This window comes from Paenibacillus sp. yr247 (assembly GCF_900103825.1).
Taxonomy (GTDB): domain Bacteria; phylum Bacillota; class Bacilli; order Paenibacillales; family NBRC-103111; genus Paenibacillus_E.
In genome coordinates this window covers 40,516-64,934 of sequence record NZ_FNIF01000007.1, presented here as the reverse complement: position 1 = coordinate 64,934, position 24,419 = coordinate 40,516, and the positions used below count along the sequence as shown (strand labels likewise).

The 24,419-nt window shown below is 47.7% G+C and carries 24 protein-coding genes; 14 read left to right on the top strand and 10 right to left on the bottom strand.

Going from position 1 to position 24,419, the window contains the following annotated elements:
* Positions 1 to 125 precede the first annotated feature (125 nt).
* From BLT91_RS14975 to BLT91_RS14965, 3 genes are read left to right on the top strand one after another with little or no spacing between them, the layout of a single operon-like run.
* Positions 126 to 1,667 carry an ABC transporter ATP-binding protein gene (locus tag BLT91_RS14975; RefSeq protein WP_090822246.1) on the top strand — a complete coding sequence of 514 codons (1,542 nt, stop codon included), beginning with the start codon at positions 126 to 128 and terminating at the stop codon, positions 1,665 to 1,667.
* On the top strand, positions 1,660 to 2,739 hold the full coding sequence (locus tag BLT91_RS14970) for an ABC transporter permease (RefSeq protein ID WP_090822244.1): 1,080 nt from the start codon (positions 1,660 to 1,662) through the stop codon (positions 2,737 to 2,739). The genes BLT91_RS14975 and BLT91_RS14970 overlap by 8 nt, the downstream gene beginning before the upstream one ends.
* Before the next feature lies 1 nt (position 2,740).
* A complete protein-coding gene (locus tag BLT91_RS14965; protein WP_090822242.1) occupies positions 2,741 to 3,724 on the top strand; it encodes an ABC transporter permease in 984 nt (327 codons plus the stop codon).
* 137 nt (positions 3,725 to 3,861) lie between these two features.
* Here BLT91_RS14965 and BLT91_RS14960 read toward each other — a convergent pair whose 3' ends face one another.
* Positions 3,862 to 4,719 carry an AraC family transcriptional regulator gene (locus BLT91_RS14960; RefSeq protein WP_090822240.1) on the bottom strand — a complete coding sequence of 286 codons (858 nt, stop codon included), beginning with the start codon at positions 4,717 to 4,719 and terminating at the stop codon, positions 3,862 to 3,864.
* Between the two features lie 197 nt (positions 4,720 to 4,916).
* On the opposite strand from BLT91_RS14960, the gene BLT91_RS14955 reads away from it, so the two are divergent.
* From BLT91_RS14955 to BLT91_RS31620, 5 genes are all read left to right on the top strand, one after another.
* On the top strand, positions 4,917 to 6,098 hold the full coding sequence (locus tag BLT91_RS14955) for a galactokinase (RefSeq protein WP_090822238.1): 1,182 nt from the start codon (positions 4,917 to 4,919) through the stop codon (positions 6,096 to 6,098).
* On the top strand, positions 6,099 to 7,085 hold the full coding sequence (galE, locus tag BLT91_RS14950) for a UDP-glucose 4-epimerase GalE (RefSeq protein WP_090822236.1): 987 nt from the start codon (positions 6,099 to 6,101) through the stop codon (positions 7,083 to 7,085).
* 25 nt (positions 7,086 to 7,110) lie between these two features.
* Positions 7,111 to 8,688 (top strand): UDP-glucose--hexose-1-phosphate uridylyltransferase, encoded by a 1,578-nt coding sequence (locus BLT91_RS14945; RefSeq protein ID WP_090822234.1) that lies wholly within the window; start codon positions 7,111 to 7,113, stop codon positions 8,686 to 8,688.
* Between the two features lie 135 nt (positions 8,689 to 8,823).
* Positions 8,824 to 9,579: an S-layer homology domain-containing protein gene (locus BLT91_RS14940; protein ID WP_090822231.1), complete on the top strand. Its 756-nt coding sequence runs from the start codon at positions 8,824 to 8,826 to the stop codon at positions 9,577 to 9,579.
* 148 nt (positions 9,580 to 9,727) lie between these two features.
* Positions 9,728 to 9,898, top strand: coding sequence for a hypothetical protein (locus tag BLT91_RS31620; RefSeq protein WP_175532310.1), 171 nt, complete (start codon positions 9,728 to 9,730; stop codon positions 9,896 to 9,898).
* Between the two features lie 169 nt (positions 9,899 to 10,067).
* Here BLT91_RS31620 and BLT91_RS14935 read toward each other — a convergent pair whose 3' ends face one another.
* The 3 genes from BLT91_RS14935 to sigY are packed head-to-tail and all read right to left on the bottom strand — an operon-like array spanning position 10,068 to position 11,142.
* Positions 10,068 to 10,289 (bottom strand): hypothetical protein, encoded by a 222-nt coding sequence (locus BLT91_RS14935; protein WP_090822229.1) that lies wholly within the window; start codon positions 10,287 to 10,289, stop codon positions 10,068 to 10,070.
* Positions 10,282 to 10,629 carry a YxlC family protein gene (locus BLT91_RS14930; protein WP_090822227.1) on the bottom strand — a complete coding sequence of 116 codons (348 nt, stop codon included), beginning with the start codon at positions 10,627 to 10,629 and terminating at the stop codon, positions 10,282 to 10,284. Before BLT91_RS14930 ends, BLT91_RS14935 begins: the two co-directional genes overlap by 8 nt.
* Complete coding sequence (gene sigY / locus BLT91_RS14925; RefSeq protein ID WP_254776959.1) at positions 10,630 to 11,142, bottom strand: RNA polymerase sigma factor SigY; 513 nt, start codon at positions 11,140 to 11,142, stop codon at positions 10,630 to 10,632.
* A 169-nt stretch (positions 11,143 to 11,311) separates the two neighbouring features.
* On the opposite strand from sigY, the gene BLT91_RS14920 reads away from it, so the two are divergent.
* Positions 11,312 to 12,196: a GNAT family N-acetyltransferase gene (locus BLT91_RS14920; RefSeq protein ID WP_175532309.1), complete on the top strand. Its 885-nt coding sequence runs from the start codon at positions 11,312 to 11,314 to the stop codon at positions 12,194 to 12,196.
* A gap of 76 nt (positions 12,197 to 12,272) precedes the next feature.
* Here BLT91_RS14920 and pyrH read toward each other — a convergent pair whose 3' ends face one another.
* The 3 genes from pyrH to BLT91_RS14905 all read right to left on the bottom strand — a co-directional run bounded on the left by pyrH (position 12,273) and on the right by BLT91_RS14905 (position 14,963).
* Positions 12,273 to 13,007, bottom strand: coding sequence for a UMP kinase (pyrH, locus tag BLT91_RS14915; RefSeq protein WP_090822221.1), 735 nt, complete (start codon positions 13,005 to 13,007; stop codon positions 12,273 to 12,275).
* A gap of 214 nt (positions 13,008 to 13,221) precedes the next feature.
* On the bottom strand, positions 13,222 to 14,547 hold the full coding sequence (locus BLT91_RS14910) for an MFS transporter (protein WP_368086806.1): 1,326 nt from the start codon (positions 14,545 to 14,547) through the stop codon (positions 13,222 to 13,224).
* Between the two features lie 170 nt (positions 14,548 to 14,717).
* Positions 14,718 to 14,963 (bottom strand): hypothetical protein, encoded by a 246-nt coding sequence (locus tag BLT91_RS14905; RefSeq protein ID WP_090822217.1) that lies wholly within the window; start codon positions 14,961 to 14,963, stop codon positions 14,718 to 14,720.
* 13 nt (positions 14,964 to 14,976) lie between these two features.
* Here BLT91_RS14905 and BLT91_RS33865 point away from each other — a divergent pair, with 13 nt between their 5' ends.
* On the top strand, positions 14,977 to 15,105 hold the full coding sequence (locus tag BLT91_RS33865) for an EAL-associated domain-containing protein (protein ID WP_090822215.1): 129 nt from the start codon (positions 14,977 to 14,979) through the stop codon (positions 15,103 to 15,105).
* Between the two features lie 534 nt (positions 15,106 to 15,639).
* Here BLT91_RS33865 and BLT91_RS14895 read toward each other — a convergent pair.
* Positions 15,640 to 18,501, bottom strand: coding sequence for a DEAD/DEAH box helicase (locus tag BLT91_RS14895; protein ID WP_090822213.1), 2,862 nt, complete (start codon positions 18,499 to 18,501; stop codon positions 15,640 to 15,642).
* Positions 18,498 to 20,090, bottom strand: a complete 1,593-nt coding sequence (locus BLT91_RS14890; RefSeq protein WP_090822487.1) for an SWIM zinc finger family protein — start codon at positions 20,088 to 20,090, stop codon at positions 18,498 to 18,500. The genes BLT91_RS14895 and BLT91_RS14890 overlap by 4 nt, the downstream gene beginning before the upstream one ends.
* 190 nt (positions 20,091 to 20,280) lie before the next feature.
* Here BLT91_RS14890 and BLT91_RS14885 point away from each other — a divergent pair, with 190 nt between their 5' ends.
* Positions 20,281 to 20,574, top strand: a complete 294-nt coding sequence (locus BLT91_RS14885) for a hypothetical protein (RefSeq protein ID WP_090822211.1) — start codon at positions 20,281 to 20,283, stop codon at positions 20,572 to 20,574.
* Between the two features lie 39 nt (positions 20,575 to 20,613).
* Entirely contained in the window at positions 20,614 to 22,422 is a 1,809-nt protein-coding gene (gene recQ, locus BLT91_RS14880) for a DNA helicase RecQ (protein ID WP_090822209.1), read from the top strand.
* A gap of 190 nt (positions 22,423 to 22,612) precedes the next feature.
* Here recQ and BLT91_RS14875 read toward each other — a convergent pair whose 3' ends face one another.
* Positions 22,613 to 23,116 carry a GNAT family N-acetyltransferase gene (locus BLT91_RS14875; RefSeq protein WP_090822207.1) on the bottom strand — a complete coding sequence of 168 codons (504 nt, stop codon included), beginning with the start codon at positions 23,114 to 23,116 and terminating at the stop codon, positions 22,613 to 22,615.
* Positions 23,117 to 23,155: 39 nt separating this feature from the next.
* On the opposite strand from BLT91_RS14875, the gene BLT91_RS14870 reads away from it, so the two are divergent.
* Both BLT91_RS14870 and BLT91_RS14865 read left to right on the top strand, forming a co-directional pair.
* On the top strand, positions 23,156 to 23,815 hold the full coding sequence (locus BLT91_RS14870) for a hypothetical protein (RefSeq protein WP_090822205.1): 660 nt from the start codon (positions 23,156 to 23,158) through the stop codon (positions 23,813 to 23,815).
* 112 nt (positions 23,816 to 23,927) lie between these two features.
* The gene (locus BLT91_RS14865) at positions 23,928 to 24,401 is read left to right on the top strand and encodes a GNAT family N-acetyltransferase (protein ID WP_090822203.1); all 474 of its coding nucleotides are present in this window, start codon (positions 23,928 to 23,930) and stop codon (positions 24,399 to 24,401) included.
* Positions 24,402 to 24,419 lie beyond the last annotated feature (18 nt).

Here is a 24,419-nt window from a genome sequence, read left to right as displayed (position 1 = left end):
GGTATAAAAGGTGCAGCAGTTACGAACGATAAGTTTGTTTTTGTTCAAACAAGGCTAGTTATACAAACTAGCCTTGTTCTTTAGTTTTTTAGAGGTAATAAAAAATTGATCCTTAGGGTGATCTGATGAGTGAAGTAGTGCCAGTTGTTGAACTTAGCAACATTACGAAGCGATTTCCAGGAATAGTAGCTAATGATGCCATTAGCATGAAGCTGAAAAAGGGTGAAATTCATGCCTTGCTTGGCGAAAATGGTGCGGGTAAATCAACACTAATGAATATTTTGTTCGGTCTGTATCAGCCGGACGAAGGTTATATTAAAGTACAAGGCAAGGAAGTTTTTATTGATAGCCCGAATCGTGCTATTGAGCTTGGCATTGGTATGGTGCATCAGCACTTCAAGCTGGTTCAGCCATTCACCGTGACGGAAAACATTATTTTGGGTATGGAGCCCAAACAAGGCTTAAATATCGATTACAAAACAGCGCAAGACAAAGTGCACAAACTATCGGAACAATATGGATTGCGAGTGGATCCAAGAGCGAAAATAGAAGATATATCTGTCGGTATGCAGCAGCGTGTCGAAATATTGAAAACGCTATATCGCGGTGCTGATATACTTATTTTTGATGAACCTACAGCTGTACTAACGCCGCAAGAGATTAGTGAATTGATGGTCATTATGCGCAATCTTGTTAAAGAGGGCAAATCCATCATTCTCATTACACATAAGTTGAAAGAAATTATGGAGATAGCGGATACCGTGACGATCATTCGTCGCGGAAAAGTAATTGATTCATTGGAACGCTCGAAGACGAATCCACAGATTCTGGCGGAGAAGATGGTCGGACGTGATGTCTCCTTTAAGTTGGACAAGCAGGAAGTAAATCTTGGACAGCCTGTTCTCCAGGTGCAGGAATTAGTCTCGCGTAATCAACAGGGTTTGCCTGCTCTGAAGGGGCTTAACTTTGAGGTGAGGGCCGGAGAAATTCTTGGTATCGCCGGTGTTGATGGCAACGGACAAAGTGAATTGATCGAGGCCTTAACCGGACTGCGGTCCATTGATAGCGGACGTGTGCTGTTGATGGGCAGCGACATTACGAACCACTCTCCGAGAGAGATCTCGGAAGCTGGCTTGTCGCATATTCCAGAGGATCGGCATAAACACGGTCTCGTACTCGATTTTACAATGAGCGAAAACATGGTGTTGGAAACGTATTTTCACTCTGCCTATAACAAAGCTGGCTTCTTAAATTATGAAGCTATCGATCGTCATGCGGAAGCGCTTATTAAGCAATTCGACGTTAGAACGCCAAGCATCTATAATAAGGCGCGTTCCTTGTCTGGAGGCAATCAACAAAAAGCGATTATTGCCAGAGAAATATACAAGAATCCTAACCTCTTAATTGCCGCTCAACCAACACGGGGGTTGGATGTGGGAGCGATCGAATTCGTTCATCGTCAACTGATCGAGCAGCGGAACAAGGGAAAAGCTGTTTTGCTGATTTCTTTTGAGCTGGATGAAATTATGAATGTATCGGATCGCATTGCCGTCATCTACGAAGGGCAGATTGTTGGAGAAGTGCTGCCGCAGGAGACGAACGATCAAGAGATTGGTTTGCTTATGGCTGGCAGTAAGCGCACAGAGAAAGGAGCTGCTCATGAATAAGGTTGCACGTATTTTTACAAGTGAATCAGCGGTGAATCCAATCGTGGCGATTGTGCTTGGGCTGTTATTCGGAGCGCTCGTTATGCTGGCAGGAGGATATAATCCGATTGCTGCCTATGGAGCGTTGTTTTCACGTATTTTCGGTAATTCGTATGATATCGGTGAAGCGATTCGTGCCATTACACCTCTGATTTTAACGGGATTATCCGTCGCATTTGCATTCCGTACGGGCTTGTTTAACATCGGTGCCGAAGGGCAATTCGTAATGGGCATGACGGGTGCCACATTCATTGGTGTTAAATTACATGGACTTCCGTGGATAGTTCACGCTCCGTTAGCTGTTATTGTCGGTGCACTCATTGGCGGACTCTGGGGAGCTATTGCAGGTTATTTAAAAGCAAAGCGCGGGGTTAACGAAGTAATTACAACGATAATGTTGAACTGGATCTCTTTGTTCCTATCGAATTATTTCATAAATCAATTTCTTCTGGAGCCGAAACAACAGCGCTCTTACATGATTCAGGACTCGGCATCTCTTAGTATCACTTGGTTATCGGATATGATGAATCACGCTAGGATTCACTGGGGTACACTGATTGCGATACTCGCAGCGGTTGTATTTTATGTGATCCTTTGGAAAACGAAACAAGGTTACGAGCTTCGCGCCGTTGGTCATAATATCGACGCTGCGAAATATGCAGGAATGAATGTGAATCGGAACATCATTAAAGCAATGTTTATCTCCGGTATTTTTGCCGGACTTGCCGGCGTGTTTGAGATCCTAGGTGTATTCCACTATCAGGTGGTTTCAGCTGGCTTCCCAGGCTATGGATTTGATGGGATTGCGGTTTCCTTGCTTGGCGCTAACAATCCGATAGGGATTGTCTTAGGAGCTGTGCTGTTCGGAGGATTATCTTACGGTTCGGCAGGGATGAGCTTTGGTGCTGATGTGCCGCCTGAGATTATCCGAATTGTCATCGGTTCAGTCATCTTCTTTGTAGCCACGCAAGGGATTGTTAAATGGGTTCTCATTCCATTCTATGGTAAACGCAAGAAAGAGAGGGCGTCGTAACATGGACCTGCTCACAATGCTTAACGCGTTTTTTACGAAATTTAGTGAACTTATCAACACGACACTCGTCTACTCGACGGCGCTTATTTTTGGTGCTTTGGGTGGTATCTTCTCTGAACGATCCGGGATCGTCAATATCGGTATCGAAGGCCTCATGGTATCGGGGGCATTTGCTTCAGCGGTTGGCGCTTACTATGCGGAAGAAGCGAACATGGGGATCTGGTCCCCGTGGATTGGTTTGCTGACGGCTATGCTGTTTGCGCTGATTTTCGCTCTCATTCATGCTGTAGCAACGATTTCATTCAAAGCCAATCAAGTTATCAGCGGTGTTGTGATTAACTTCTTGGCAGCAGGTGTAACGTTGTTTCTGGTAAAAGTGCTGTTCCATGGCGCTGGTCAAACAGAAACGTTAAACAACGTGTTTTCCAAATGGGAGTTTCCTCTTCTGTCCCAAATCCCGTATATCGGATATGCCCTATTCAACGCCTATCCGACAACGTATATCGCATTAATTCTAGTAGCCGTTACCTACTATGTGCTGTTCAAAACGCCATTCGGTTTGCGTCTTCGTTCCGTTGGTGAGCACCCAAGTGCCGCGGATACGGTAGGGATTAAAGTGAAGCGTATTCGTTACATCGCCGTTCTAATTAGCGGTCTGATGGGCGGACTTGGCGGGGCGACAATTACATTGACGACAACAAGTGCCTTCTCACATAACACAATCTCAGGTCAAGGCTTTATTGCGATGGCAGCGATGATTTTCGGTAAATGGCATCCTGTTGGCGCTCTGGGCGCAGCTGTCTTCTTTGGGATGGCGCAGGCGCTCAACAACTTCATGCGGTTGTTTGAATTTTCCAAAAGCATTCCACAGGAATTCCTCTACATGCTGCCTTACATACTAACAATCTTAGTACTGGCAGGGGCAGTAGGTCGAGCCAAAGCACCATCGGCTCTCGGTGAGCCTTACGATCCGAGTAAACGTTAAATAAAAACATGCACAGCTAAGGGATTGTTCCCGCGGCAGTGCATGTTTTTTGTTTTGTTTGTTCTTTCCTTCATCGACTATCGGCGAGGTACTATTTATATGGATTTGGATCTATTGGGAACTTATAGTAGATTGAATTAAAGCGATTTGATTTGATTGCGGTACTCGCTTGGCGAAACACCGTACCAACGCCGGAATTGCTTGGAGAAGTACAACGGATCGTAGAATCCGACGGATGATGCGATTTGTTCGATGGTGAGTTCTAGCCGCTCACGAAGCAGCAGACGAGCTTTATCCACGCGCAGCTTCTGCAGGAAAGTGACGGGTGTTACCTTAGTGTGGCGCTTGAACATGCGCGATAAGTACGCGCGGTTATAGCCCAAGCTCTCTGCCATCAGCTCGATGGTAATAGGCTCGGCGTATTGGGTGGACAAGTAGTGAATCGCTTGCTGCACGATACGATCGCTTTCAGCTTCCGTGACGATACCGGCTGCTATAGAAGCTGATAATGTTTCACAGTACTCACCCAGCAGCAAGTGTAAGTACCCGATTGATTTTAACTGTGCGTTGGCCATCTTGGATCGCAAAGCTTGTTGGATATGGCGGAATAGGACAGGGATGTGGCGGTTGCGTGTGGTGTGAATAATAGGCTGCTGGGGATTGATCCCTGTTGAAGCTACCAATGACGCGGCTTGCTCGCCCGTAAAAGCAATCCAGCAATAATGCCACGGATCCGTCTCATCGGAGAGATAGCTGATAAGCTGTTCAGGGTTGATCACGAAGCTGTCTCCGGCGCCAAGCTCGTACTCTTCACCTTGATAAGAGAACACACCTTTACCCGATATCACATAGTGGATTAAATAGTAGTCGTATACTTTGGGGCCTAACCGATGTAAGGGTTTCGTCTGGCTCTCCCCCGCAAACAGCACGGTCAAAGCACTTTCACCAGAAGGCAATGGATTTGAAACAACGTAGTAGCTATCCGACTTTGGCATGACTTCCTCATCTCCGATCGATGCTTCCTCATGTACCTTCACTTTATCACAAATTGAACAAAAGAAGAAAGATTGAAATCACATTTTTCCATGTGGAAATAACATGCCTCCATAGCCAATCACACGTTAATCTCTTATACTGAAGTTACAAACTTGCGTATAAAAACAATCCCAAAACCACTAAAGGCGGTGCCAGCATGGCAGATTTGCAAGCTTTAAAAGACACGTTTATCGAAATTTACGGAAATTCGGCGACGGCAATTTCAGCGTTTCATGCTCCAGGACGGGTGAATTTGATCGGCGAGCACACGGATTACAATGGCGGTTATGTTTTTCCGGCAGCATTAACGTTCGGAACGGCCATGCTCATTCGTCCAAGACAAGATCGTGTTATCGGATTTGCATCTACCAACCTGGCACTTCGCAAACAAATTTCCATAGATGACTTGTCCTACCAAGAAGAGGACGATTGGATCAATTATCCGAAAGGGATCTTCGTTCACTTGGCCAAAGAAGGATTTCCTGTCACTCAAGGCTACGATCTTTTGTTCCACGGTGAAATCCCGAATGGTGCCGGCCTCTCGTCATCGGCTTCCATCGAAGTTGTAACAGCCTACGGCTTATTAACACTTGAGAAATATCCAATCGATACGGTGAAAATCGCCCTGCTCGCACAAAAAACGGAGAACCAATTCGTTGGCGTTAACTGTGGGATCATGGACCAATTTGCTGTAGCGAATGGTAAAAAAGATCATGCAATCCTGCTGATGTGCGACACGCTTGAGTATCGCCATGTGCCATTTCAAAGCGGCAGCTATAAGCTGGTCATCGGAAATACAAACAAACGCAGAGGTCTCGTAGACTCCGCTTACAATGAAAGAAGAAGCCAATGCGAGCAGGCTGTGGCCTACTTGCAAAAGCAGTTTCCTTCCATCACACTGCTGGGGCAATTGAACCTTGCGCAGTTTAACGAATTCAAGCATCTAATTCCGGATGAAACGGTTCGTCGCAGAGCGCAGCATGTTGTCGAAGAGATAGACCGTGTTCTTAAGTCCATCGAGGTGCTGGAAGCGAACGATCTTGAATCCTTTGGCAAGCTGATGGTCGGTTCCCATGACTCCCTTCGTGATCTTTATGAAGTAACAGGCTTAGAGCTGGATACGATGGTTGCAGCAGCGCTGAAAGTTCCAGGTGTGCTGGGGTCGCGTATGACAGGCGCTGGTTTCGGCGGATGCACAGTTTCCTTAGTACATCAGGACAGCGTACAAACGTTCATCGATCAAGTCGGTAAAGAATATACAGACAAAACAGGTCTGACACCGAGCTTCTACGTTTGTGAAATCGGAAATGGTGTCGAGCAAGTCGGGGAGGCGTTGTAAATGGCAATTCTAGTAACAGGAGGAGCTGGCTATATCGGATCCCATGCGGTAGCGGAGCTGCTGGCCAAAGGTGAAGAAGTTGTTATCGTTGACAATTTGCAGCAAGGTCACAGAAATGCGGTGCTTGGGGGTAAGCTTTATGAAGGGGATCTGCGTGACGGTAAGTTTATGGATACGGTTTTCACAGAAAACAGCATTGATGCGATCATTCATTTTGCAGCTAATTCTTTAGTCGGCGAGAGCATGACCAATCCGGCTAAATACTATCACAATAACGTGTACGGAACGCTTTGCTTGCTTGAAAAAATGAACCTCTACGGCGTGAAGAAAATCGTCTTCTCCTCTACGGCTGCCACGTATGGCGAGCCTGAAAATATTCCGATCCTAGAAAGCGATCGCACCCTGCCGACAAATACGTATGGCGAGACGAAGCTGGCTATGGAAAAAATGATGAAATGGTTCGATACGGCCCATGGCATCAAATATGTATCGCTTCGCTACTTTAATGCGGCTGGGGCGCATGCCGGAGGCAAAATTGGTGAGGATCATAGCCCTGAGACACATCTGATTCCGATCATTCTTCAAGTGGCACTTGGTCAAAGAGCGCATATTTCGATCTTTGGAGAAGACTACGCAACGGAAGACGGCACATGTGTGCGTGACTACATCCATGTTAGCGACTTGGCTAGCGCCCATGTGCTTGCGGTAGAGAAACTGCGCGGCGGTGCGGAAAGCAATATTTATAACTTAGGCAATGGCACGGGCTTCTCGGTAAAAGAAGTTATTGATATCGCCCGCCAAGTAACCGGGCATGCGATTCCTGCCGTCATCGAACCGCGCAGAGCTGGTGACCCAGCAACGCTGATCGCATCCTCCGAGCGTGCGAGAGCGGAGCTCGGCTGGAAACCGACACGTGATTCCTTGGAATCCATCATCGAGAGCGCATGGAACTGGCACCAAAATCACCCGAACGGTTACGAAAAGTAGTCTTGTTTAGAAAGGAGCTTGGCACATGGAACGGATAGAGAAAGCGTCGCAGCATGCAGCATTGATCATAGAAAGGCTCCTCCAGTTCGCTAAGCAAAATGGGCTGGTTGAGCACCTTGATGTCTATACTTCACGAAATGCTTTGCTTGATTTATTTGGTCTTGCTGAACCTTATCAAGGAGAAGTGCCGGCAGAGAAGTTGAGCAGTCCCGTTGCACTTCTAGAAGAGCTTCTTGATGCAGCGTTCGAGAAAGGCCTCCTGGAAGAGAATACGACGACGTACCGTGATTTGCTAGATGCACGAATTATGGGGCTCTTGATGCCTCGTCCTTCCGAGGTGGTACATCAATTTTGGAACAAAGCCAAAACAAAAAGCATAGAGTCGGCAACCGATTACTTCTATAAGCAGTCCATTGATTCGAATTATATTCGGATGGATCGCATTAGGAAGAATGAATATTGGTTGACCGAAACAACGTATGGCGATCTCGAAATCACAATCAACCTTTCCAAACCGGAAAAAGATCCGAAGGAAATTGCCCTGCTCAAAACGCTGCCGCAAAGCACTTATCCCTTATGTCTGCTGTGCGTCGATAATTTAGGCTATGCAGGTCGTGTAAATCACCCTGCGAGGCAAAATCTACGTGTCATTCCGTTAGAACTCGATGGCGATAAGTGGTACTTCCAGTATTCGCCTTACGTGTATTATAACGAGCACAGCATCATTTTTCATGAGAAGCACATCCCGATGAAAACGACATCGCACACGTTCTACCGTTTGCTGGACTTCATCGATCAGTTCCCTCATTACTTCATCGGATCGAATGCAGATATGCCGATTGTAGGTGGTTCGATTCTGAACCACGACCATTTCCAAGGCGGACGCCATCAGTTCCCAATGGAAAAAGCGCCAAGCGAGAAGGCATTCTCGCATGCTGAGTTTGCCGGCGTGAAGGCAGCTATCGTCAAGTGGCCGATGTCGGTTCTTCGCTTGAGCGGGCACAACAAGCAGCAGCTTTATAAGCTTGCGAGCAAGCTGCTCGAAGACTGGCGAGCCTACAGTGATGCGGAAGCGGACGTCCTCGCCTTCAGCGAGAAGGACGGACAGCGGATCCCGCATAACACGATTACGCCCATCGCCCGCAACAATGCACGGGGCGAGTACGAGCTTGACCTGGTGCTGCGGAACAACCGCACCAGCGAAGAGCATCCGGATGGGATTTTCCATCCGCACCAGCACTTGCACCACATCAAGAAGGAAAACATTGGCTTGATTGAGGTGATGGGGCTGGCGGTGCTGCCAGGCCGCCTGCAAGAGGAGCTGGCGGATATCGCAAAGATCCTCACCGGTGAAGCCGAATTTGACCGCGTAAACCGCGAGAATGCCAGCCACCCGCTGCATAAGCATGCGGGATGGATCGATGCAATGCTCGCGGAGCATGGAGCAGCGCTGCCGCAAGACGGAGCGAATGCGGTTCTGCAGGCGGAAGTCGGCAACAAGTTCGCTGACGTGCTGCTCGACGCGGGTGTGTTCAAGCGTGATGAAGCCGGGCAAGCGGCTTTTGAACGGTTTTTGGCGGCTGCAGGATTTGCGCAGCTGTAGTTGGAACTCCCTGGTCATTGCGACCGGGGAGTTTTTTTGCAATCAGGATGACATAATTTTGAAATATTTTATTGGGATAATAAGTTTGAAGATGAGATTTATAGATAAAATCCTAAATAAAAAGGAGATTTGAAAATGGTTATGAAAAAGTTTATTGTAACAACAGCGTTGATATCCCTCTTGTCGGTGAGCGCTGTACCTGCTTTTGCCGCTGAGAAAAATCAATCCAGCATCTCTGTGCAGACAAAAATTTCATTGGATGATGTGAAAGGTCATTGGGCTCGAGAGGCGATTGATGCATTGGTGGAGAAAGGGATCTTACAAGGTGAGGATGACCATCATTTTAATCCGGACAAGTTGGTAACGCGTGAGGCATTTGCTGCGATGGTGGCGCGTACGTTTCATTTGAAAAATACGTCGACCATACAAGATTTTAATGATGTGGGTCCAAAGCGGTGGTCCTTTAATGTTATCGAAGCGACAAAAGATTACTTCGACCGCTACAAAAGCCTAAACGAAGGCTATAACTTTGAACCAACGCTGGGTGCCAAACGGGAAGATGTCACGGTAACACTGGTAAAGGTGCTCATGAAGCAGAATTCGTCCATTCAATTGCTTGACGCTGCAGCGGCAGAGGCCTTGTTAACAAGTAAATTCACGGATACGAATTCGATTCCTGAGGTGCTGCGTCCTTATGTGGCTACAGCAGTCCAGAATAACTTGATCCAAGGGGATGACCAGCACAGATTCCATCCTAATGCAACGCTGACGAGGGCTGAAGCTGCAACGCTCTTGTATCGGTTACTTAAAAATAATGTTGTGGTGGACGTCCCAACGGGCAATAATACTAACGGCAGCACGGTAACAGGCAATACATACGGTAGCAATTAAATGCAGATGATTAGAAGCGGCATGAAGACACCGAAAGGTGCTTCTGCCGTTTTTTTATTGGATGAGATGTTGGATTGGAATCGAGAGAATAAGTTTAGTAAAATGAAGAGCTTATTTATGGCAATAAACAGATGTTAGGAGGAGCCAGATGGATAGCTTTGATGCTTTGATGGTGGAGCGAACGGAGGAACGTTTTTCCGTCGAAGTAAGAGAACTGCAGGTTGAGGAGTTACCACCGGGTGAAGTGACGATCCGTGTTTTATATTCTGGTATTAATTATAAAGATGCTTTGGCTTGCAGTCCGTCCGGACGCGAGTGAATATATTAGGTATTGATTCCGTTTTTACCGCTTTAGATGGGAGTCTCATCTCCAACCCGATGAATATGCCCGGCATGCGCTCTGAAAAAGAAGGACCTGCTCCTTCCTTTGCTGCCGGTCCTTCTTTTTTGAAATTTCTCCTATTGACCCACAAGCGCGATTCCGTTCATCACCGCTTATGCGACCAGCTGCGGTGTATTTTACGGACCGCAAACCAGTATACAATGAACGGAATTGGCGTTTGAATGATGCCCCAGATTCCCCAGAACCAGGGATAACGGACGCTGCGCTTACGCGCATCAACGAACAGCCATGTGCTTTGCACAAGTAAGATGAGGGCAATACCGATCCAAGCCCATAGGGGCAGTTGATCCCAATTTGGATTATTCATGTGAATCCACCTGCTTTCGAAGAAGTAACCAAACTAGAGGCACAATCATCGCCAAAGCTTGGAATGAGATAAAGGTGACCGGCTGTGAAGCTGCGGTCATGTACAAGATATATAGCAGCATAAGAGCTACCAGCCACAATTTGAATAAATCGCCTCGCAGCCTTAAACGCTGCTTGTTCTGTGTTTCAGCAATTTGTTGATCAAACCAAGATGAGCTAGGGGGCGAGGCCGGGAATAGATCATCTAGTTTGTTCAGACCCTCATGCAGTATTTGAACGGTATGTTCTTCACTCGGACCTTCACTCTGTCTCCGCTGTGGCTTCTTCTGATTCTCATCCATTTACTCCAGTTCCTTTCGTAATTGCTTCAGTGCATGATGCACTCTTGATTTGACAGTACCCTCCGCGATGGAGAGCATTTGGCCAATCTCCTCATACGTGTAGCCGTAGTAATGTTTGAGAATGACCGGGATGCGGCTCTCCTGCGGCAATTTGGCCAAGCTATTCAGCACATCTGGCCAAACCTCATTTTGGCTTCCAGTTTGCCACTTCAGGCGTGAGATTTGTTCTTGCTCCTGCCACAGCTTCTCGCGTTTTCGCCGTCTTCCCTGATCAATCAACAAATGGGTGGCGATGGTCATGAGCCAAGATGAGAATTTCGATTTTCCATTGTACAGCTTTATTTTCTCGATACATCGGATCACGGTTTCTTGCGTGATATCTTCCGATATAGACGGATTCAGCGTAATTTTCAGCAAATACTTGTAAACAAAGTCATAATGCTGCTGCAGCAGCTGGGACAGAGCGGTGTTGTCTCCCCGCATAGCCTGACGAATTAATTCGTGCTCTTCCAAGTGAATGAACATCCTCTCTGCCTGAATTCATAGATAGTACGAACAGCTTCGGCGATTCGTTCAATGCACACGAAAATTTATGTTAAATTATTTATTAGCTTACCACGCCAATGCGTAGGCATGTATAATGACATCAGGTAAGAACATTAGAATTATGGGGGACAACATATTGAAACAAGGCATATTACCGAGAGCAGGACTGTCGCCGCAGGAGCTGGAGGAAGTTCGGAAGCTTTGGGAGATTTGTAATGCCCATGACCGCATAGAGATTAAACTGAATTGGGGCACGCTTTCGAACCGTCCGTCTGGCGTGACGAATGACTTTTTATTTTACCAAAATGACCGTGTTGTCGGCTTCTTAGCGATATATTGCTTTCTATCTACCGAAGTGGAAATTAGCGGGATGGTGCATCCAGAGGTGCGGAACCAAGGTATTTTTGGTCAAATGGTTCAAACGGCGATAGACGTTTGCAGGCTTAGGAAAGTTCCGAAGCTGATTTTCATTAATGAGCGAGGATCTGCAAGCGGAAAATCTTTCCTTACGAAACTTGGCACACGATATAGCTTTTCTGAATATGTGATGGAGCTTCAAGAGCATACGGTAGCCACTCAGCCAGCATTAGATGAAATCGTTGCGATTCGTTTGGCTGATGTGCAGGACACAGAGATGCTGGTTAAGCTCAATATGTCGGGGTTCAACATGTCGGAGAACGATACGAGAGAGTACGTCAGCCAAACCATCAGAGGCGAAAAAGAACGGACGTGGATTGCAGAGCTTGGTGAGAAGAAGGAGCCCATTGGGAAAATCGGCTCTATGGTGGAAGTGGATGCGAGTGGATTCATTTATGGCTTTTGTGTGTTGCCAACGTATCGGGGTAAAGGCTATGGGCGCCGTATTTTGAGCCAAACAATAGCAGAATTAAAGCGAGTGGATCATGCGAACGTTATTAAGCTGGAAGTTTCTGTTGAGAACGAGAAGGCGCTTGGATTATATGAATCCTGTGGCTTTAAAACGAAGAATGCGAATGATTATTACGAGCTTTTACTCAGCTAAAAAGGGCAAAAAAAGGATAGATCCGCAGACTACTGCGTTTCAATCCTTTTTTTATGTTTATCCTATGCATGCTTTTTTAATGATAAATGAGTTCGGATGAACCGCTGATGATCGTGCCTGTATTCTGACCCGCACAAATTTCTTTCATGGAGCCCGGCTTGTCGAAGTTGAAAACGTGAATGGGGATGTGATAATCTCTCGCAAGGATGAAGGCGGACTGATCCATGACCTTCAGATTATTGTGGATGACATCATTATAGTGGAGTGATTTGTACTGAAGAGCATCTGTATGATGCTTAGGATCCTTATCGAACACACCGTCAACCCCATGCTTCGCGACAAGAATTGCTTCACAGTTGACTTCAATGGCTCTTTGAACCGATGGATAGTCCGTTGTGACGAAAGGCTGTCCATTGCCGCCTGCGAAAATAACGATGTACCCTTTTTCCAAATGATGAATGGCTCTAAGCCGGATGAAAGGCTCCGCCACAGAAGCGATCGGAATGGCTGTCATGACGCGTACTTCCGCTTCAGTCTTCGCCTTAAGAACTCCGCGCAGCAGCAAGCTGTTGATAACGGTAGCAAGGGTGCCTATATTATCTGCCTCCGCCTTTTCAATGCCCCAGCTCTCGCCCATATTGCCGCGAAAAATATTACCTCCACCAATTACGAGACACACTTCGACGCCTAAATTGACGACTGTCATAATTTCATTGGCAATGTGATTAAGCTGCGTAGGATCGAAGCCAAACTCATTATCTCCCGCAACAGCCCCGCCGCTTAGTTTAATTAGGACCCGTTTGTACCGCATATCCATCTCTCCTCCCCGATGAGTAAAACTATTATTTGGTGTTTCACTATAAAGACCTCCCGCTCAAAGCGGTGTGCGAAAAAAAACACTAAAGCAACGAGTGCTTTAGTGTTTTCATGAATGAGAAATAGGAAGAGAATTCGTCTCTACTGCCAACAGCACTCTTCATACTCCTCACACCTTCCGCTTATGATTAAAAGTTATTGTACACGAATTAGGAGGAAGAATGCAATTTCTGCGGCACACGCATATGAACGAACAGTCCAATCACGACTAGAAGCAAGAGTGAGCCTAAGGCTACACGGCTAGCGAGGTTCCCAGATGAAGCCAGTGCCCAGGTAATTGATCCGTAAAGCGCCGGCCCTACGATGGATGATACTTTTCCCGAGAAGGCGAACAATCCGAAAAATTGACCGCGCTTCTCCTCCGGTGTTAATTGAACTATCAGCGTCCGGGAGGTCACCCACATAGCTCCCATTGATACCCCATACAAGCTGCCGGAAACCCAGAATAAGCTCTGACTAGTCGCTAATGCCGCTATGGCTATCGCAATGATTAGGATGAAGGCGACGATTGTGACTGCTTTTTTGGGGCCGATATTTCTGGTCACATAGCCGAAGAGGAACGAACCGATAATGCTAGATACTGTCGAAACCAGGTAGAGCAGAATGAATTGCCCCGTCGTGAAGCCCATCACGGTATTCGCATAAATGGCCATCACCGCAATCGCCGTGGCAATCGCATCGTTAAAGAAGAAGTAGGCGATCATGAACAGGAAGGCGGCTCGATACTTTCTTGCCTCTTTGAACGTATCCCATATCTCACGGTAGCCGCTGAGGAGTGATTTTTTCTCACTGATCGTTTGCTGAGGCTTCTCTTTATAGAAAAACATGATCGGCAGGGAGAAGATTAGAAACATAAGCGCGCTGGGAATGAACGTATTTTCAAAATGATTGCCATTGACCAAAGGGAATACGACGAGTCCAACTAATGTCCCCACATAACCAACCGCTACACCGACTCCCGAAATAATGGGAATCTCACGCGCATTACCCAGATCTGAAATCATCGAGTCGTAAAAGATTAAGCTCGAATTATAAAAGAATTTGGCGATCATAAAGAAGAAAATTACGCCAAGAATCGAAGTGTTGAGCCCCATCCATTGCTGATTGGTGTGCCAAATGGCTGAAACGCCCATGAGCAGCGTCGCCACGATCGCGATAAGTGTGAAAGGTACGAGGTAGGCCTTTTTTTTGCCTGACCGGTCTATCCATACCCCGAATAAAGGAGACAACAAAACGAGAAAGAAGCTGGATATCGCGTTGGAGTAAGTGATGAAGGTACTGGCAATCTGATTCAATTCTTCGCTTTTGCCTAACGTTTCTTTTAAATAAAACGGATAAAACACAGTCACAATATTGGAGGAAAAAATCGTATTCGCGAAATCGTACATAGCCCAAGCGAATATCGGCAATGAGAAAAACAGTGTCCAGACTTTACGTGCTTGTATCGGGTTGGAAGTGGATTCAAGCTTTGCCAATAGGGTCACACCCTTCCTTCTCATCAATTGGTGTTTTCTCTAGTATATTGGCTATCAAGCAGGTAAATCCCTCTGACTTTACAATAAAAAAAAGCTCCCTCCAATGTAATCGGAAGGAGGTGGTCTGTGTAACTGTATGGGCCGCTGGGCAGAAGGTTTTACTGAACGTGTTAGGTATCCGATCCAGGCTTTTTGAATTCAACCTCGATCATATCCAAGTTCTCTTTCATCTCAAGCACATCGATACCGTTACGTTGTAAGGTGGTAGAGAGTGACCCTTTATCCTGGGCTGGGAAAACATACGCATTGCTTTTCTTGCTGTCGAGCAAGCTCTTTGCCACCTGGACAAGTCGCTCCATGGAAAAGGGTTTTTTGAGATATTTATGGACGAAATGGACGTGAAGACCGTATTTCATCTCCAACATCCTCATGATGAATCTGCAAAAACAAGGAATCTTATCCCAGGCTTACACAGACTTGGACACCTCGCATCAGATTCAGACTTATTCCAGCGCGTTGGGAGAGGGCTTTTATTTATTTTTGGATTTGATGATTTGAAGTTTGACCTTGTGGTGGATGTAACGGAGCGAACGATATTAAGGTTACCCAATTGGCTGGGGTAGCCTTTTTTTGTGCATAGAAAAGTGGCTCCATAGCGTATGAGGGAGAGATGAGGTAAGGTGTAATTTCTATTGTATCTGTACAATAGAATTAAATTTGCAGACAATGTTTTGTGGTTCTATTGCATTTCGTACAATGTTTCTGGCTCTAGCCAGCAAGTGCAATGTATAGACGTACCTATAGCGACGAAGAGCATTTCTATTGCACATTTTACAATGGACTAGGGGAGGGGAAAGGTAGCTTATGGTTGTGGGGCTGCGTTTGTGGGATTGTATGAGTAGCTTAACTGGTGTTAGTTCGTTCGTATTTGGGTAGGAAGGCTGGTTTTTGCAATCAGCTTGCCAAGCCAACTTGTTTGCCAAAGCACCACAAAAATGGGCTGCAACAGCCTACCCGAAGGTAACCTATCACAGCCCGTAACAATCCTGCTAAGACATTCAAAACTAGCTTCTATCCAGCTGCAACTCGTGTTTATGCTTCTACCCACTCGCGGCGCAGCGAGAACAAGTCGCGCAGCTCGTCGGTCGACAGCTCGGTGATCCAGTTCTCGCCAGAGCCGACGATCTGTTGGCTGAGGCCGAGCTTGCGCTCAATCATCTCGTCAATGCGCTCCTCGAGCGTGCCGAGCGTGACGAACTTGTGCACCTGCACGTGGCGCGTCTGGCCGATACGGAAGGCGCGGTCCGTCGCTTGGTTCTCGACGGCGGGATTCCACCATCGATCGTAGTGGAACACATGATTCGCCGCCGTCAAGTTAAGCCCGATGCCGCCGGCCTTCAGCGAAAGAATGAACACATTTCGCTGCTCTTCCGCCGGCTGGCTCACGTCTTGGAAGTGCGCGATCATCTCATCGCGCCCTGTTTTTGTTGTTCCGCCGTGGAGGAACAACACTTTCTCGCCTAGCTCCTGCTGCAGCACATGCTGAAGCAGGTTGCCCGTCTCCACAAATTGCGTGAAAATCAAGCATTTGTCGCCTTCCTGGCGCAGCTCCTGCACCATTTCGAGCAAGCGTTCCAGCTTATTCGAGCGGCCGCTCCATGGCGCATGGATGCCTTCTTTGAGCAGCAAAGCAGGGTGATTGCACACCTGCTTGAGCTTCGTGAGAGCGGCGAGAATGAGACCTCGCCGTTCCATCGCAGAGAGCTTATCCAGCCGATCGAACATGTCTTGGATGTAGTTCTCATACAGCGAGCCCTGCTCGGCGGTAAGGGAGATGAACGTCTTCGACTCGTTCTTTTCCGGCAGATCCAGCTGAATCGCAGGGTCCTTCTTTTCGCGGCGCAGCAGGAAAGGGCGGATCAGCTTTTGAACCTTGCCGATTGTCTCACTATCGCCCGTCTTCTCGATTGCGTTCACATAGCGGTGCGTGAATTCACGTACCGTACCCAGATAGCCGGGATTAGCAAAATCGAAGATCGACCACAGCTCCGTGAGCCGATTCTCAATCGGTGTTCCCGTCAACGCTATGCGATGGTAACCGTCCAGTCGGCGAATCGCCGAAGCTTGCTTCGTATAAGCATTTTTTATATTTTGGGCTTCGTCCAAACAGATGGAGTTCCAGGCGATAGAGCCCAGCTCAGCTTCATCCAGATGGGAAAGCGTATAGGAGGTTAAAACTAAATCGACCTTCCCGACCCCTGCATTAAAGGCAGGTCCTTTTAAACGCTGAGGGCCATAGTGAAGATGAACCTTCAGCGACGGCGCAAAACGTTTAAGCTCCATCTGCCAGTTACCGAGTACGGATGTCGGACAGATCAGCAAAGAAGGCGTTTCTGGCTGCTCAGTCTCTTTCACCGTGAGTAAGTACGTAATCCACTGGATCGTCTTCCCGAGACCCATGTCATCGGCCAAGCAGCCGCCTAGGCCGAAACGGCGCAGGAACAACAGCCAAGAGATGCCGTCCACCTGATAGTGGCGCAGCGATCCATGAAAGCTGGGCGGCGGCTGTATCGTCGGAATCGCCTCCGCCTGCGTAAGCTGATCGACCATGTGGCGCAGCTGTTCGTTCAGCTCGACCTCCATCTCGATGTAGCGCAAGGCATCGGGGTCATCCTCGGCCGGCAGCAGTCCACCAGCATCGCCGGCGAAGTGCAGCTCCAGCACATCGCGAAAGGAGAGGCCCTGCTTCTTCTGTACCTGCTTCATGATCTGCTCGACTTGCGCCATGAATAGCGGGTCGAGCTGAATCCAGTTGCCGCGAATCTGGATCAGCTTGCGCTTCTCCTCCAACAGCAGACGGAATTCCTCTTCCGTCAGCTCCAGATCCCCCACAGCCAGCTTCCAGTCGAACTGCATCAGCTGGCTTAGCCCGAACATCGTCTCCCGTCCAGAACCGACGGAAGACTTGATCTTTGCGCGCAGCTTCGGCCGCAGCTTGCGGATGCGATCCCACCAGGCCGGGAGGAACACACTCGTCCCGGCCTCAACAAGCCGTACGCTTCCCTCTGCGAGGAAGCGCCAAGCCTCCTCCTCCGTCAACGTCTGACGGAGGTCGCCCTCACCCGCATCCAGCCATGGCAGGATGCGTACCCATTTCGCCGCGTCACGTTCTACGCGGCCAAGCTCCGGTTGCCACGCCTCCGGCAGCGGCAGCTCGCCAGGGGCCGGCTCGCCGCCGCGCGTAACCGTGCGCAGCACTTCCGGCGCAAGCCGGTCCTGCAGCAGCACGCGCAGCTGCCAGCCCGCGCCATGCGCCAGGTCCGGCTCCACGAGCTGCAGACAGGTCCGCATCGGCGTCCGGTCTTGGCGCCAACCAATCGCGACGAGCCAGTCCTCCTCGTCAAGCCACAGATCAGCGGCTATCTCGCCGCGGCGCATCAAAGGATACGCAGCTTCGAGCTTGTGCAGATTATCCTTCATGATGCCGTCGGCGTCCACCCACTCGGGGATAAGCGCATGAATCCAGCGTGAGACGGCTGGCGATTCCAAAGCCTGCAGCTCCTCAGGAAGCTGAAGCTTCCAGCCGATCTCACCGGCTTTCCATTTCTCATAGTCCGGCATGAAACGTCCGGAAGCCAAAGCTTCTTTCACAGCTGGGGCGAGTCTAATAAAATCCGCGCAGTCCTGATGCCAGCTAAGCTGTAGATGCTGCACAGGCTGCGGGTCGCTGAAATAATCGAGCGCTTCGAGCGGCCCAAGCTCAATGCCTTCGCGATTTTGCCATTCGCTCGGCTCCATGAACGTGCCGAAGAAGGAAGAGCGATGCCAGGCAAATAGCATATTTTTCAAATCAAGAGCATCCCAAATGCCGCCGTTCTCGCGGGTACCCCATAGAAATAAAGAACCACTAGGTATGGAGCTAACGTGAACTGTCAGCGCGCTGGTTTCGATCATCGAATCCATTTTCCTTTCTTGAGCTCTTCTTGGAAGGCACGCAAACGTGAGAACTTATCCGCTAAACGATACACGTAGTGCTCCCAGCGATCGTCTTGGCCTAACTGTTTGTAAATACCGTGCAGCTTCTTCAGAAGTCGAACAGCCGTCTTATAAGAAGCTCTATTTTTCTCCAGAACAGCCCGTTCGGCCGCTTGATGATAGAGGGGGAGAAGTAAAGCCGAATCATGCTCTTCAATCGCTTTGAGTTCCATCCCGTATAAGCTCAGTGGCGATATGCGGTTAGCTAGCTGCAAATCCACCCATTGCCGATACCGTTTCGTTTGCAATAAATAAGCCGTGTAATAGTAGTAGGAACGAGGCAGCAAAGCCTCCATAACCTGTACCCATTCACTATCGGATTCCAGATGCTTGGTCGTATCGAGCCAGTATTGGCAAAATGTCCGGAAATCATCATGATTCGCGTTCGCAATTGACTTGAATAGAAAACGAAGCCAAACAAGCATGTGGTTCCACTGCTTATCGTTGTAATAATAGTTCAGGTAAAGGAAGTAATCCTTCGCATGGGGATGAGACAGCAGCCCAAGACGCTCGAATGCGCTATCCGTATCCCCCTGCATAATATCAAAATGCGCGCTAGCCGCAATCAACGTATCCTTCTTCCGAGCGAGGAGATCCTTCTTAGCAAGAAGAACCTCAAGACGCTGGATTTCCTCTTTCTGGGCCCCAGTTTGATCCGTAAGCTTCCACCAAATGAAACGGTAGACAAAGAGCCAATCAATAGGGCTATCCTTGCCCTGCAGTGCGAATTCCCCGAGCATTTTAAGGGTAGAAAGCCAGTGCTTCGGTTCCGCAGCGAAAGAAGCATTCACATCAATGCGGTCCATGAATTCAACAAGCTTCTCTTCGCAATTTTTTGCAGCAACGTTGCACCCATTCTCATGATAATAAGATAAATAGGAGCTTTTCGTTTCTTGATAAAATTGTTCGATTTTACGCATCATGAAAAGCACGATATGGCACATGTAGAGCTCATTAGTCGAGCTTCTCCAATTCGCCGCATAGCCGGGTAGAGACTCCAAGGCCGAGTCATAGAAGGTTTCTATCGAATGCTGATGGGAAATGGAAAATCCATGAAACTTCCCTTCAAAAAAACGATGCCAATCTATGGGCATAGCCTCTTCGAGCGGCACGTTGGCTTGTGCAGCAGCTTTACGTTGTTGTACCAAGGATGCCCCGCGTAAGGGCTTTTTCCGTGTGTTTATTTGTTGTTTTAACTGTTGAAGCAGCAGTTCCGGACGTCCATACGGTGCATACAAGCTGAAGAACGTGGCACCAATATGTTTACAAAAGCCGTCATAAGAGCAACTGCACTCACTAGTAGAAAAATTTTCCAAATTAAGCATCGTATTATGTATCATTTTGCCTGCAACGATCGCCTGAATGCTGGTGCCTTTCAGATCGACTTCGGTCACACGGCCTTTATGATAATACTCCCAGCCCTGCTCCAGATGAGCAGCGTCGAAATGCAGCGGGATTTGCTTGATTAGGTAGTTCATTCGATTTTTGGGAATCTGCAGTTTCAGCATGTGTGCTTTCCTACCCTCCGAGCGGTACATTCCTTCTTCCATAGTAACAGATTTTTTCCGAAATTGCCCATTTCCACAGTTTATGCCAAAGGGTAATTTTTTATCCGCCGTAAAAGGGGTAACCCTGCATTCCGAGCTATAATATGATAAAGTGAAGCTAGAAGGAATGCTTTTGAAGGGAGACTGCGCGATGGGCATTAAATTTGGCAGAGAATATAAGGATATTGTCACTGATTTCGTGCGTGGCATTGAGATGGTTGACGGGTTTTATGAGTTCTTGGAGATGAATGCAGAAGATTGGCAGGAACTCGATAAGGATGAACAAGAAGAATGCCTGCGGACGTTGGCTGACGATATTTTTTACGGACTAGGCAGCACGCCTGTGATGCAGATAGGGGCAGGATCGGTTCGCCATGACCCGAGTAATCACGTGCTGAAGGTTCATGATGGTGAAAAGCTGGTTTCCGTCATTTATTTGGTCTAAATAAGGCAGAAGTGTGATATAGAAAGGTGTATAGAAGCTATGCTGGATGGAGCAAGGAAGGTTTTACAACAGGTTTATGGGTATCCGGAATTTCGCGAGGGACAGAAGAATATTATTACCCATCTGCTTGAAGGGAAAGATACGCTAGGCATTATGCCGACGGGCGGAGGTAAATCCATCTGCTATCAGGTTCCTGCGATGCTGATGGAGGGTGTGACGCTGGTCATTTCGCCGCTGATCTCCTTGATGAAGGACCAAGTGGATGCTCTGAATGTGCTTGGCGTTCCGGCGACTTTTATTAACAGCACTCTGGAAGCTAGAGAAGTGGAACAGCGTATGCAGGGTGCGATGCAGGGCAAATATAAGCTGCTGTATATTGCGCCGGAGCGGCTGGAATCTGAGCGGTTTCGAGCTCGGATGTCAGCGCTGAATCTCCCTCTTGTGGCAATAGATGAGGCGCACTGTGTATCCCAGTGGGGGCATGATTTTCGCCCTAGCTATGTGTCCATTGCCCCATTCATTCGTGAGCTGCCGAACCGTCCGATTGTGGCGGCCTTTACAGCTACGGCTACGGCTGAGGTTACTGCAGATATTGCGAGACTGCTTGATTTGGATCAAGCCGGTATATTCATAAATGGCTTTTCTCGGGATAATCTGGAACTAACGATTCTTCGCGGAGAGAATAAGCGGGATTACATTCAGAATTATGTGAAAGAGCATACGCATCAGCCTGGTATTATTTATGCCGCTACGCGTAAAGACGTTGAAGAGTTATACGAGTTGTTGCGTAAAAAAGGCTACGCCGCAGGCAAGTACCACGCCGGTCTATCGGATGATGAGCGCTCCTATATGCAGGAGGCGTTTCTATATGATGATATTCGGGTTATGATCGCGACGAATGCGTTTGGGATGGGCATCGATAAGTCTAACGTTCGTTATGTCATTCACTACAATATGCCGAAAAATATGGAGGCTTATTATCAGGAAGCTGGACGTGCGGGTCGAGATGGGGAGCCGAGTGAGTGCATTCTCCTGTTCAGCGCGCAGGACATTATGACGCAGAAGTTCTTGATTGAGCAGAATCAGCTTTCGCCCGAGCGCAAAGCGAACGAATACAAGAAGCTGCAGACCATGATTGACTATTGCTATTCGCCACGATGCTTGCGTAACGTCATTCTGCATTATTTTGATGAAACGAATATAAAGGATACTTGCGGCAATTGCAGCTCATGCAAGGACGATCGCGATACAGTGGATATCACGGTGGAAGCGCAGAAAATATTCTCCTGCATCCGCCGTATGCAAGAAAGATTCGGCATCTCGATGATAGCTTCTGTGCTCAAAGGCTCAAAGGCGAAGAAGATCGTCGATTATCGCTTCGATCGTTTGCCCACGCATGGTATTATGAGGGATCTGCCTGAAAAGGAAATTTCCGATCTGATTAACGTGCTGATTTCAGAAGGGTTCTTGCAGCTATCAGACGGTCAATACCCGGTAGTAAAATTGATGCAGCCCGCAGCGGAAGTGCTTCAAGGGAAGCTGCAGGTGAACCAGAAGGTGCGTAAGCAGCAGGTTAAGGCTGCTGCTATCGACAATACTTTATTCGAGCAGCTTCGTCTTCTTCGCCGAGAAATTGCAGCACGTGAGAAGGTGCCGCCGTATATTATTTTCTCTGACAGCACGCTGCGTGAGATGAGTGAAATTTGTCCGACATCGGAATCCTCGATGCTGCGAATCAAAGGTGTCGGTGAGGTCAAATACCGGAACTACGGGAAGCCATTCTTAGACCTTCTCCGCACGTATGCTGGAGAGAGCGAAGTCGGTGCAGCGGTTTATGAATTTGAGTAAATGCTGAGGGAGTTGCAACACATGTAGCTTGGGAACACTGACATTGATCAGAGGCTTATGACGATGACGGGTTGGACGACAGACGATCACAAATGGATCGTGCGCAAATACCTTAACAGAGCTGGATTTCAAATCAGCTGCTAAGTTCGACCAGGCTTTTGCTGAGATCAAGTCCGGCAGTTAATCCTAGTTAAGCTCCGTTATATACCATACAATGAAAGGCGGATATCCCTTTGGGGGTCCACTTATCATACGTATCCGTGATTGCAAACCCGGCTCGCTGGTACGTATGGATCGCGCGTTCGTTCCAGACGAGCACTTCCAAATCAATTTCCTGCTGAGGTGCTAGGCGCTTGGCCTCTTGAACAAGCAGCTGAACGAATTGGGCACCGATACCGCTTCCTCTTCCACAGAGATCAGGTCGAAGTCCTAGTCCTAATCGTGTGACGCCCACAATAGGAAAAAACTGAACGAAACCTATCAATAGACCATCTTCATCGACCACGGCTCTATACTGCTCAGCACGAATCTGCGGGTCAGCGAACTCTGCTTGTTCCTGGAGCATGGTCTCCCATGGAGCCCAATTATACAACTCGTATGGAGGCGGATATTTCCACGTACATAGTTCCTGACACCCGGAATCTGTTAGCGGTACGACACGCCATGGTAAGCTTGTGTTGCTTGCATTCACCATCTTTACAATCACCCTTTCTTCTATTGGCTGGAGGTTCAAATGGTTTGGCATTTAGATATTCCAATTAGCACATATACCCTATTTTCCATGCTCATGTTGGGATTAAACTTATTTCGAATCTCCTTGAAAATGAAATGGCCACTTGTGCTGCTTGTCTCCTTATGTGTCTCTAGTTTATTCGGATTACTTTCTTCACTGCTTCATATGAAGACATTGAATCCCATGCTCATTATTTTAACGGAAGCGATCTTTATACACTATATATTTCGCTTGCGGAAGCTTCAGTCGCTCATGGTAGTGTTTCTCGGCTCACTTGGCTATACGATTTATTTGGCTATTGTTCTATTCATAACACCGCTCATTACCCATATTCCAATGAGTGATTACTTTGAGGAGCTTGATGCCTCTTATCGTATTTTGAAAATGATTGCCGCATCGCTTACATACCTCACAGCTTTGGTGATAGTCAAGAGGCGTTTAGGTTTTACGGTTCGCCTGGAGATGAATGCCAAGAACGTTTGGCGTCCCCAGAATAATGTTTTATTGCATGTGTTTCTGTTCGCATTTGCCCTGTTCTCATCAACTTATTATGCAGTTACGTTGAAATTGACGTCCATCTTCTATTTCGTTGCGGGGTTCTGCATTTTACTGGGATGGATCATCTATCTCCTGTACCGTAAGGAAATGGAGGATATTTAGCCGCACCGGTGTCTGTGAATTAGTGCAAATTTTCAGACGCTTACTCCATTCTACATGGCAGACATGGGGTACAATTAATTTATAGACTAAATAGGAATAGGAGGTCATCTTGATGACCCAAGTTACGATTCGTGAAGCTGTTATGCAAGATATTTCGCAGTTGAAAACGTTAATGCTAGCTTATATTGTAGACTTCTATCATTATCGGCAACCCGAGGATGAGAAACTGAACGGATTAATTCATCAATTGCTCGAGCAGAAGGAAGGTATTCAATTCGTAGCTGAGACTGAGGAGGGTACTCTGGTCGGATTTGCGACCTTATACTTTACATTCAGTACCCTGCGTGCCTCCAAAATAACCATTATGAACGACTTATACGTCGTTGAGGCTGAGCGTGGCCAAGGTGCGGCTGCGAAGCTTTTTGCTGCTTGCAAAGGGTATGCGGCTAGAAATGGATATGCGAATTTAACGTGGACAACGGCCAAAGATAACTTCCGTGCACAGGCATTTTACGATAAAATGGGTGGAGATCGGAGTGATTGGCAGACCTATTCCGTTAATCCGACGAGTGGGATGGGCGATTAATCAATTGATGAGGGAAGG

Bases quoted from the DNA above. Each gene is read 5' to 3' on its own strand.
- BLT91_RS14975 (WP_090822246.1), top strand. From the start codon at position 126: ATGAGTGAAGTAGTGCCAGTTGTTGAACTTAGCAACATTACGAAGCGA.
- BLT91_RS14970 (WP_090822244.1), top strand. From the start codon at position 1,660: ATGAATAAGGTTGCACGTATTTTTACAAGTGAATCAGCGGTGAATCCA.
- BLT91_RS14965 (WP_090822242.1), top strand. From the start codon at position 2,741: ATGGACCTGCTCACAATGCTTAACGCGTTTTTTACGAAATTTAGTGAA.
- BLT91_RS14960 (WP_090822240.1), bottom strand. From the start codon at position 4,719: ATGCCAAAGTCGGATAGCTACTACGTTGTTTCAAATCCATTGCCTTCT.
- BLT91_RS14955 (WP_090822238.1), top strand. From the start codon at position 4,917: ATGGCAGATTTGCAAGCTTTAAAAGACACGTTTATCGAAATTTACGGA.
- galE (WP_090822236.1), top strand. From the start codon at position 6,099: ATGGCAATTCTAGTAACAGGAGGAGCTGGCTATATCGGATCCCATGCG.
- BLT91_RS14945 (WP_090822234.1), top strand. From the start codon at position 7,111: ATGGAACGGATAGAGAAAGCGTCGCAGCATGCAGCATTGATCATAGAA.
- BLT91_RS14940 (WP_090822231.1), top strand. From the start codon at position 8,824: ATGGTTATGAAAAAGTTTATTGTAACAACAGCGTTGATATCCCTCTTG.
- BLT91_RS31620 (WP_175532310.1), top strand. From the start codon at position 9,728: ATGGATAGCTTTGATGCTTTGATGGTGGAGCGAACGGAGGAACGTTTT.
- BLT91_RS14935 (WP_090822229.1), bottom strand. From the start codon at position 10,289: ATGAATAATCCAAATTGGGATCAACTGCCCCTATGGGCTTGGATCGGT.
- BLT91_RS14930 (WP_090822227.1), bottom strand. From the start codon at position 10,629: ATGGATGAGAATCAGAAGAAGCCACAGCGGAGACAGAGTGAAGGTCCG.
- pyrH (WP_090822221.1), bottom strand. From the start codon at position 13,007: ATGCGGTACAAACGGGTCCTAATTAAACTAAGCGGCGGGGCTGTTGCG.
- BLT91_RS14905 (WP_090822217.1), bottom strand. From the start codon at position 14,963: ATGAAATACGGTCTTCACGTCCATTTCGTCCATAAATATCTCAAAAAA.
- BLT91_RS33865 (WP_090822215.1), top strand. From the start codon at position 14,977: ATGATGAATCTGCAAAAACAAGGAATCTTATCCCAGGCTTACACAGAC.
- BLT91_RS14895 (WP_090822213.1), bottom strand. From the start codon at position 18,501: ATGATCGAAACCAGCGCGCTGACAGTTCACGTTAGCTCCATACCTAGT.
- BLT91_RS14890 (WP_090822487.1), bottom strand. From the start codon at position 20,090: ATGCTGAAACTGCAGATTCCCAAAAATCGAATGAACTACCTAATCAAG.
- BLT91_RS14885 (WP_090822211.1), top strand. From the start codon at position 20,281: ATGGGCATTAAATTTGGCAGAGAATATAAGGATATTGTCACTGATTTC.
- recQ (WP_090822209.1), top strand. From the start codon at position 20,614: ATGCTGGATGGAGCAAGGAAGGTTTTACAACAGGTTTATGGGTATCCG.
- BLT91_RS14875 (WP_090822207.1), bottom strand. From the start codon at position 23,116: ATGGTGAATGCAAGCAACACAAGCTTACCATGGCGTGTCGTACCGCTA.
- BLT91_RS14870 (WP_090822205.1), top strand. From the start codon at position 23,156: ATGGTTTGGCATTTAGATATTCCAATTAGCACATATACCCTATTTTCC.
- BLT91_RS14865 (WP_090822203.1), top strand. From the start codon at position 23,928: ATGACCCAAGTTACGATTCGTGAAGCTGTTATGCAAGATATTTCGCAG.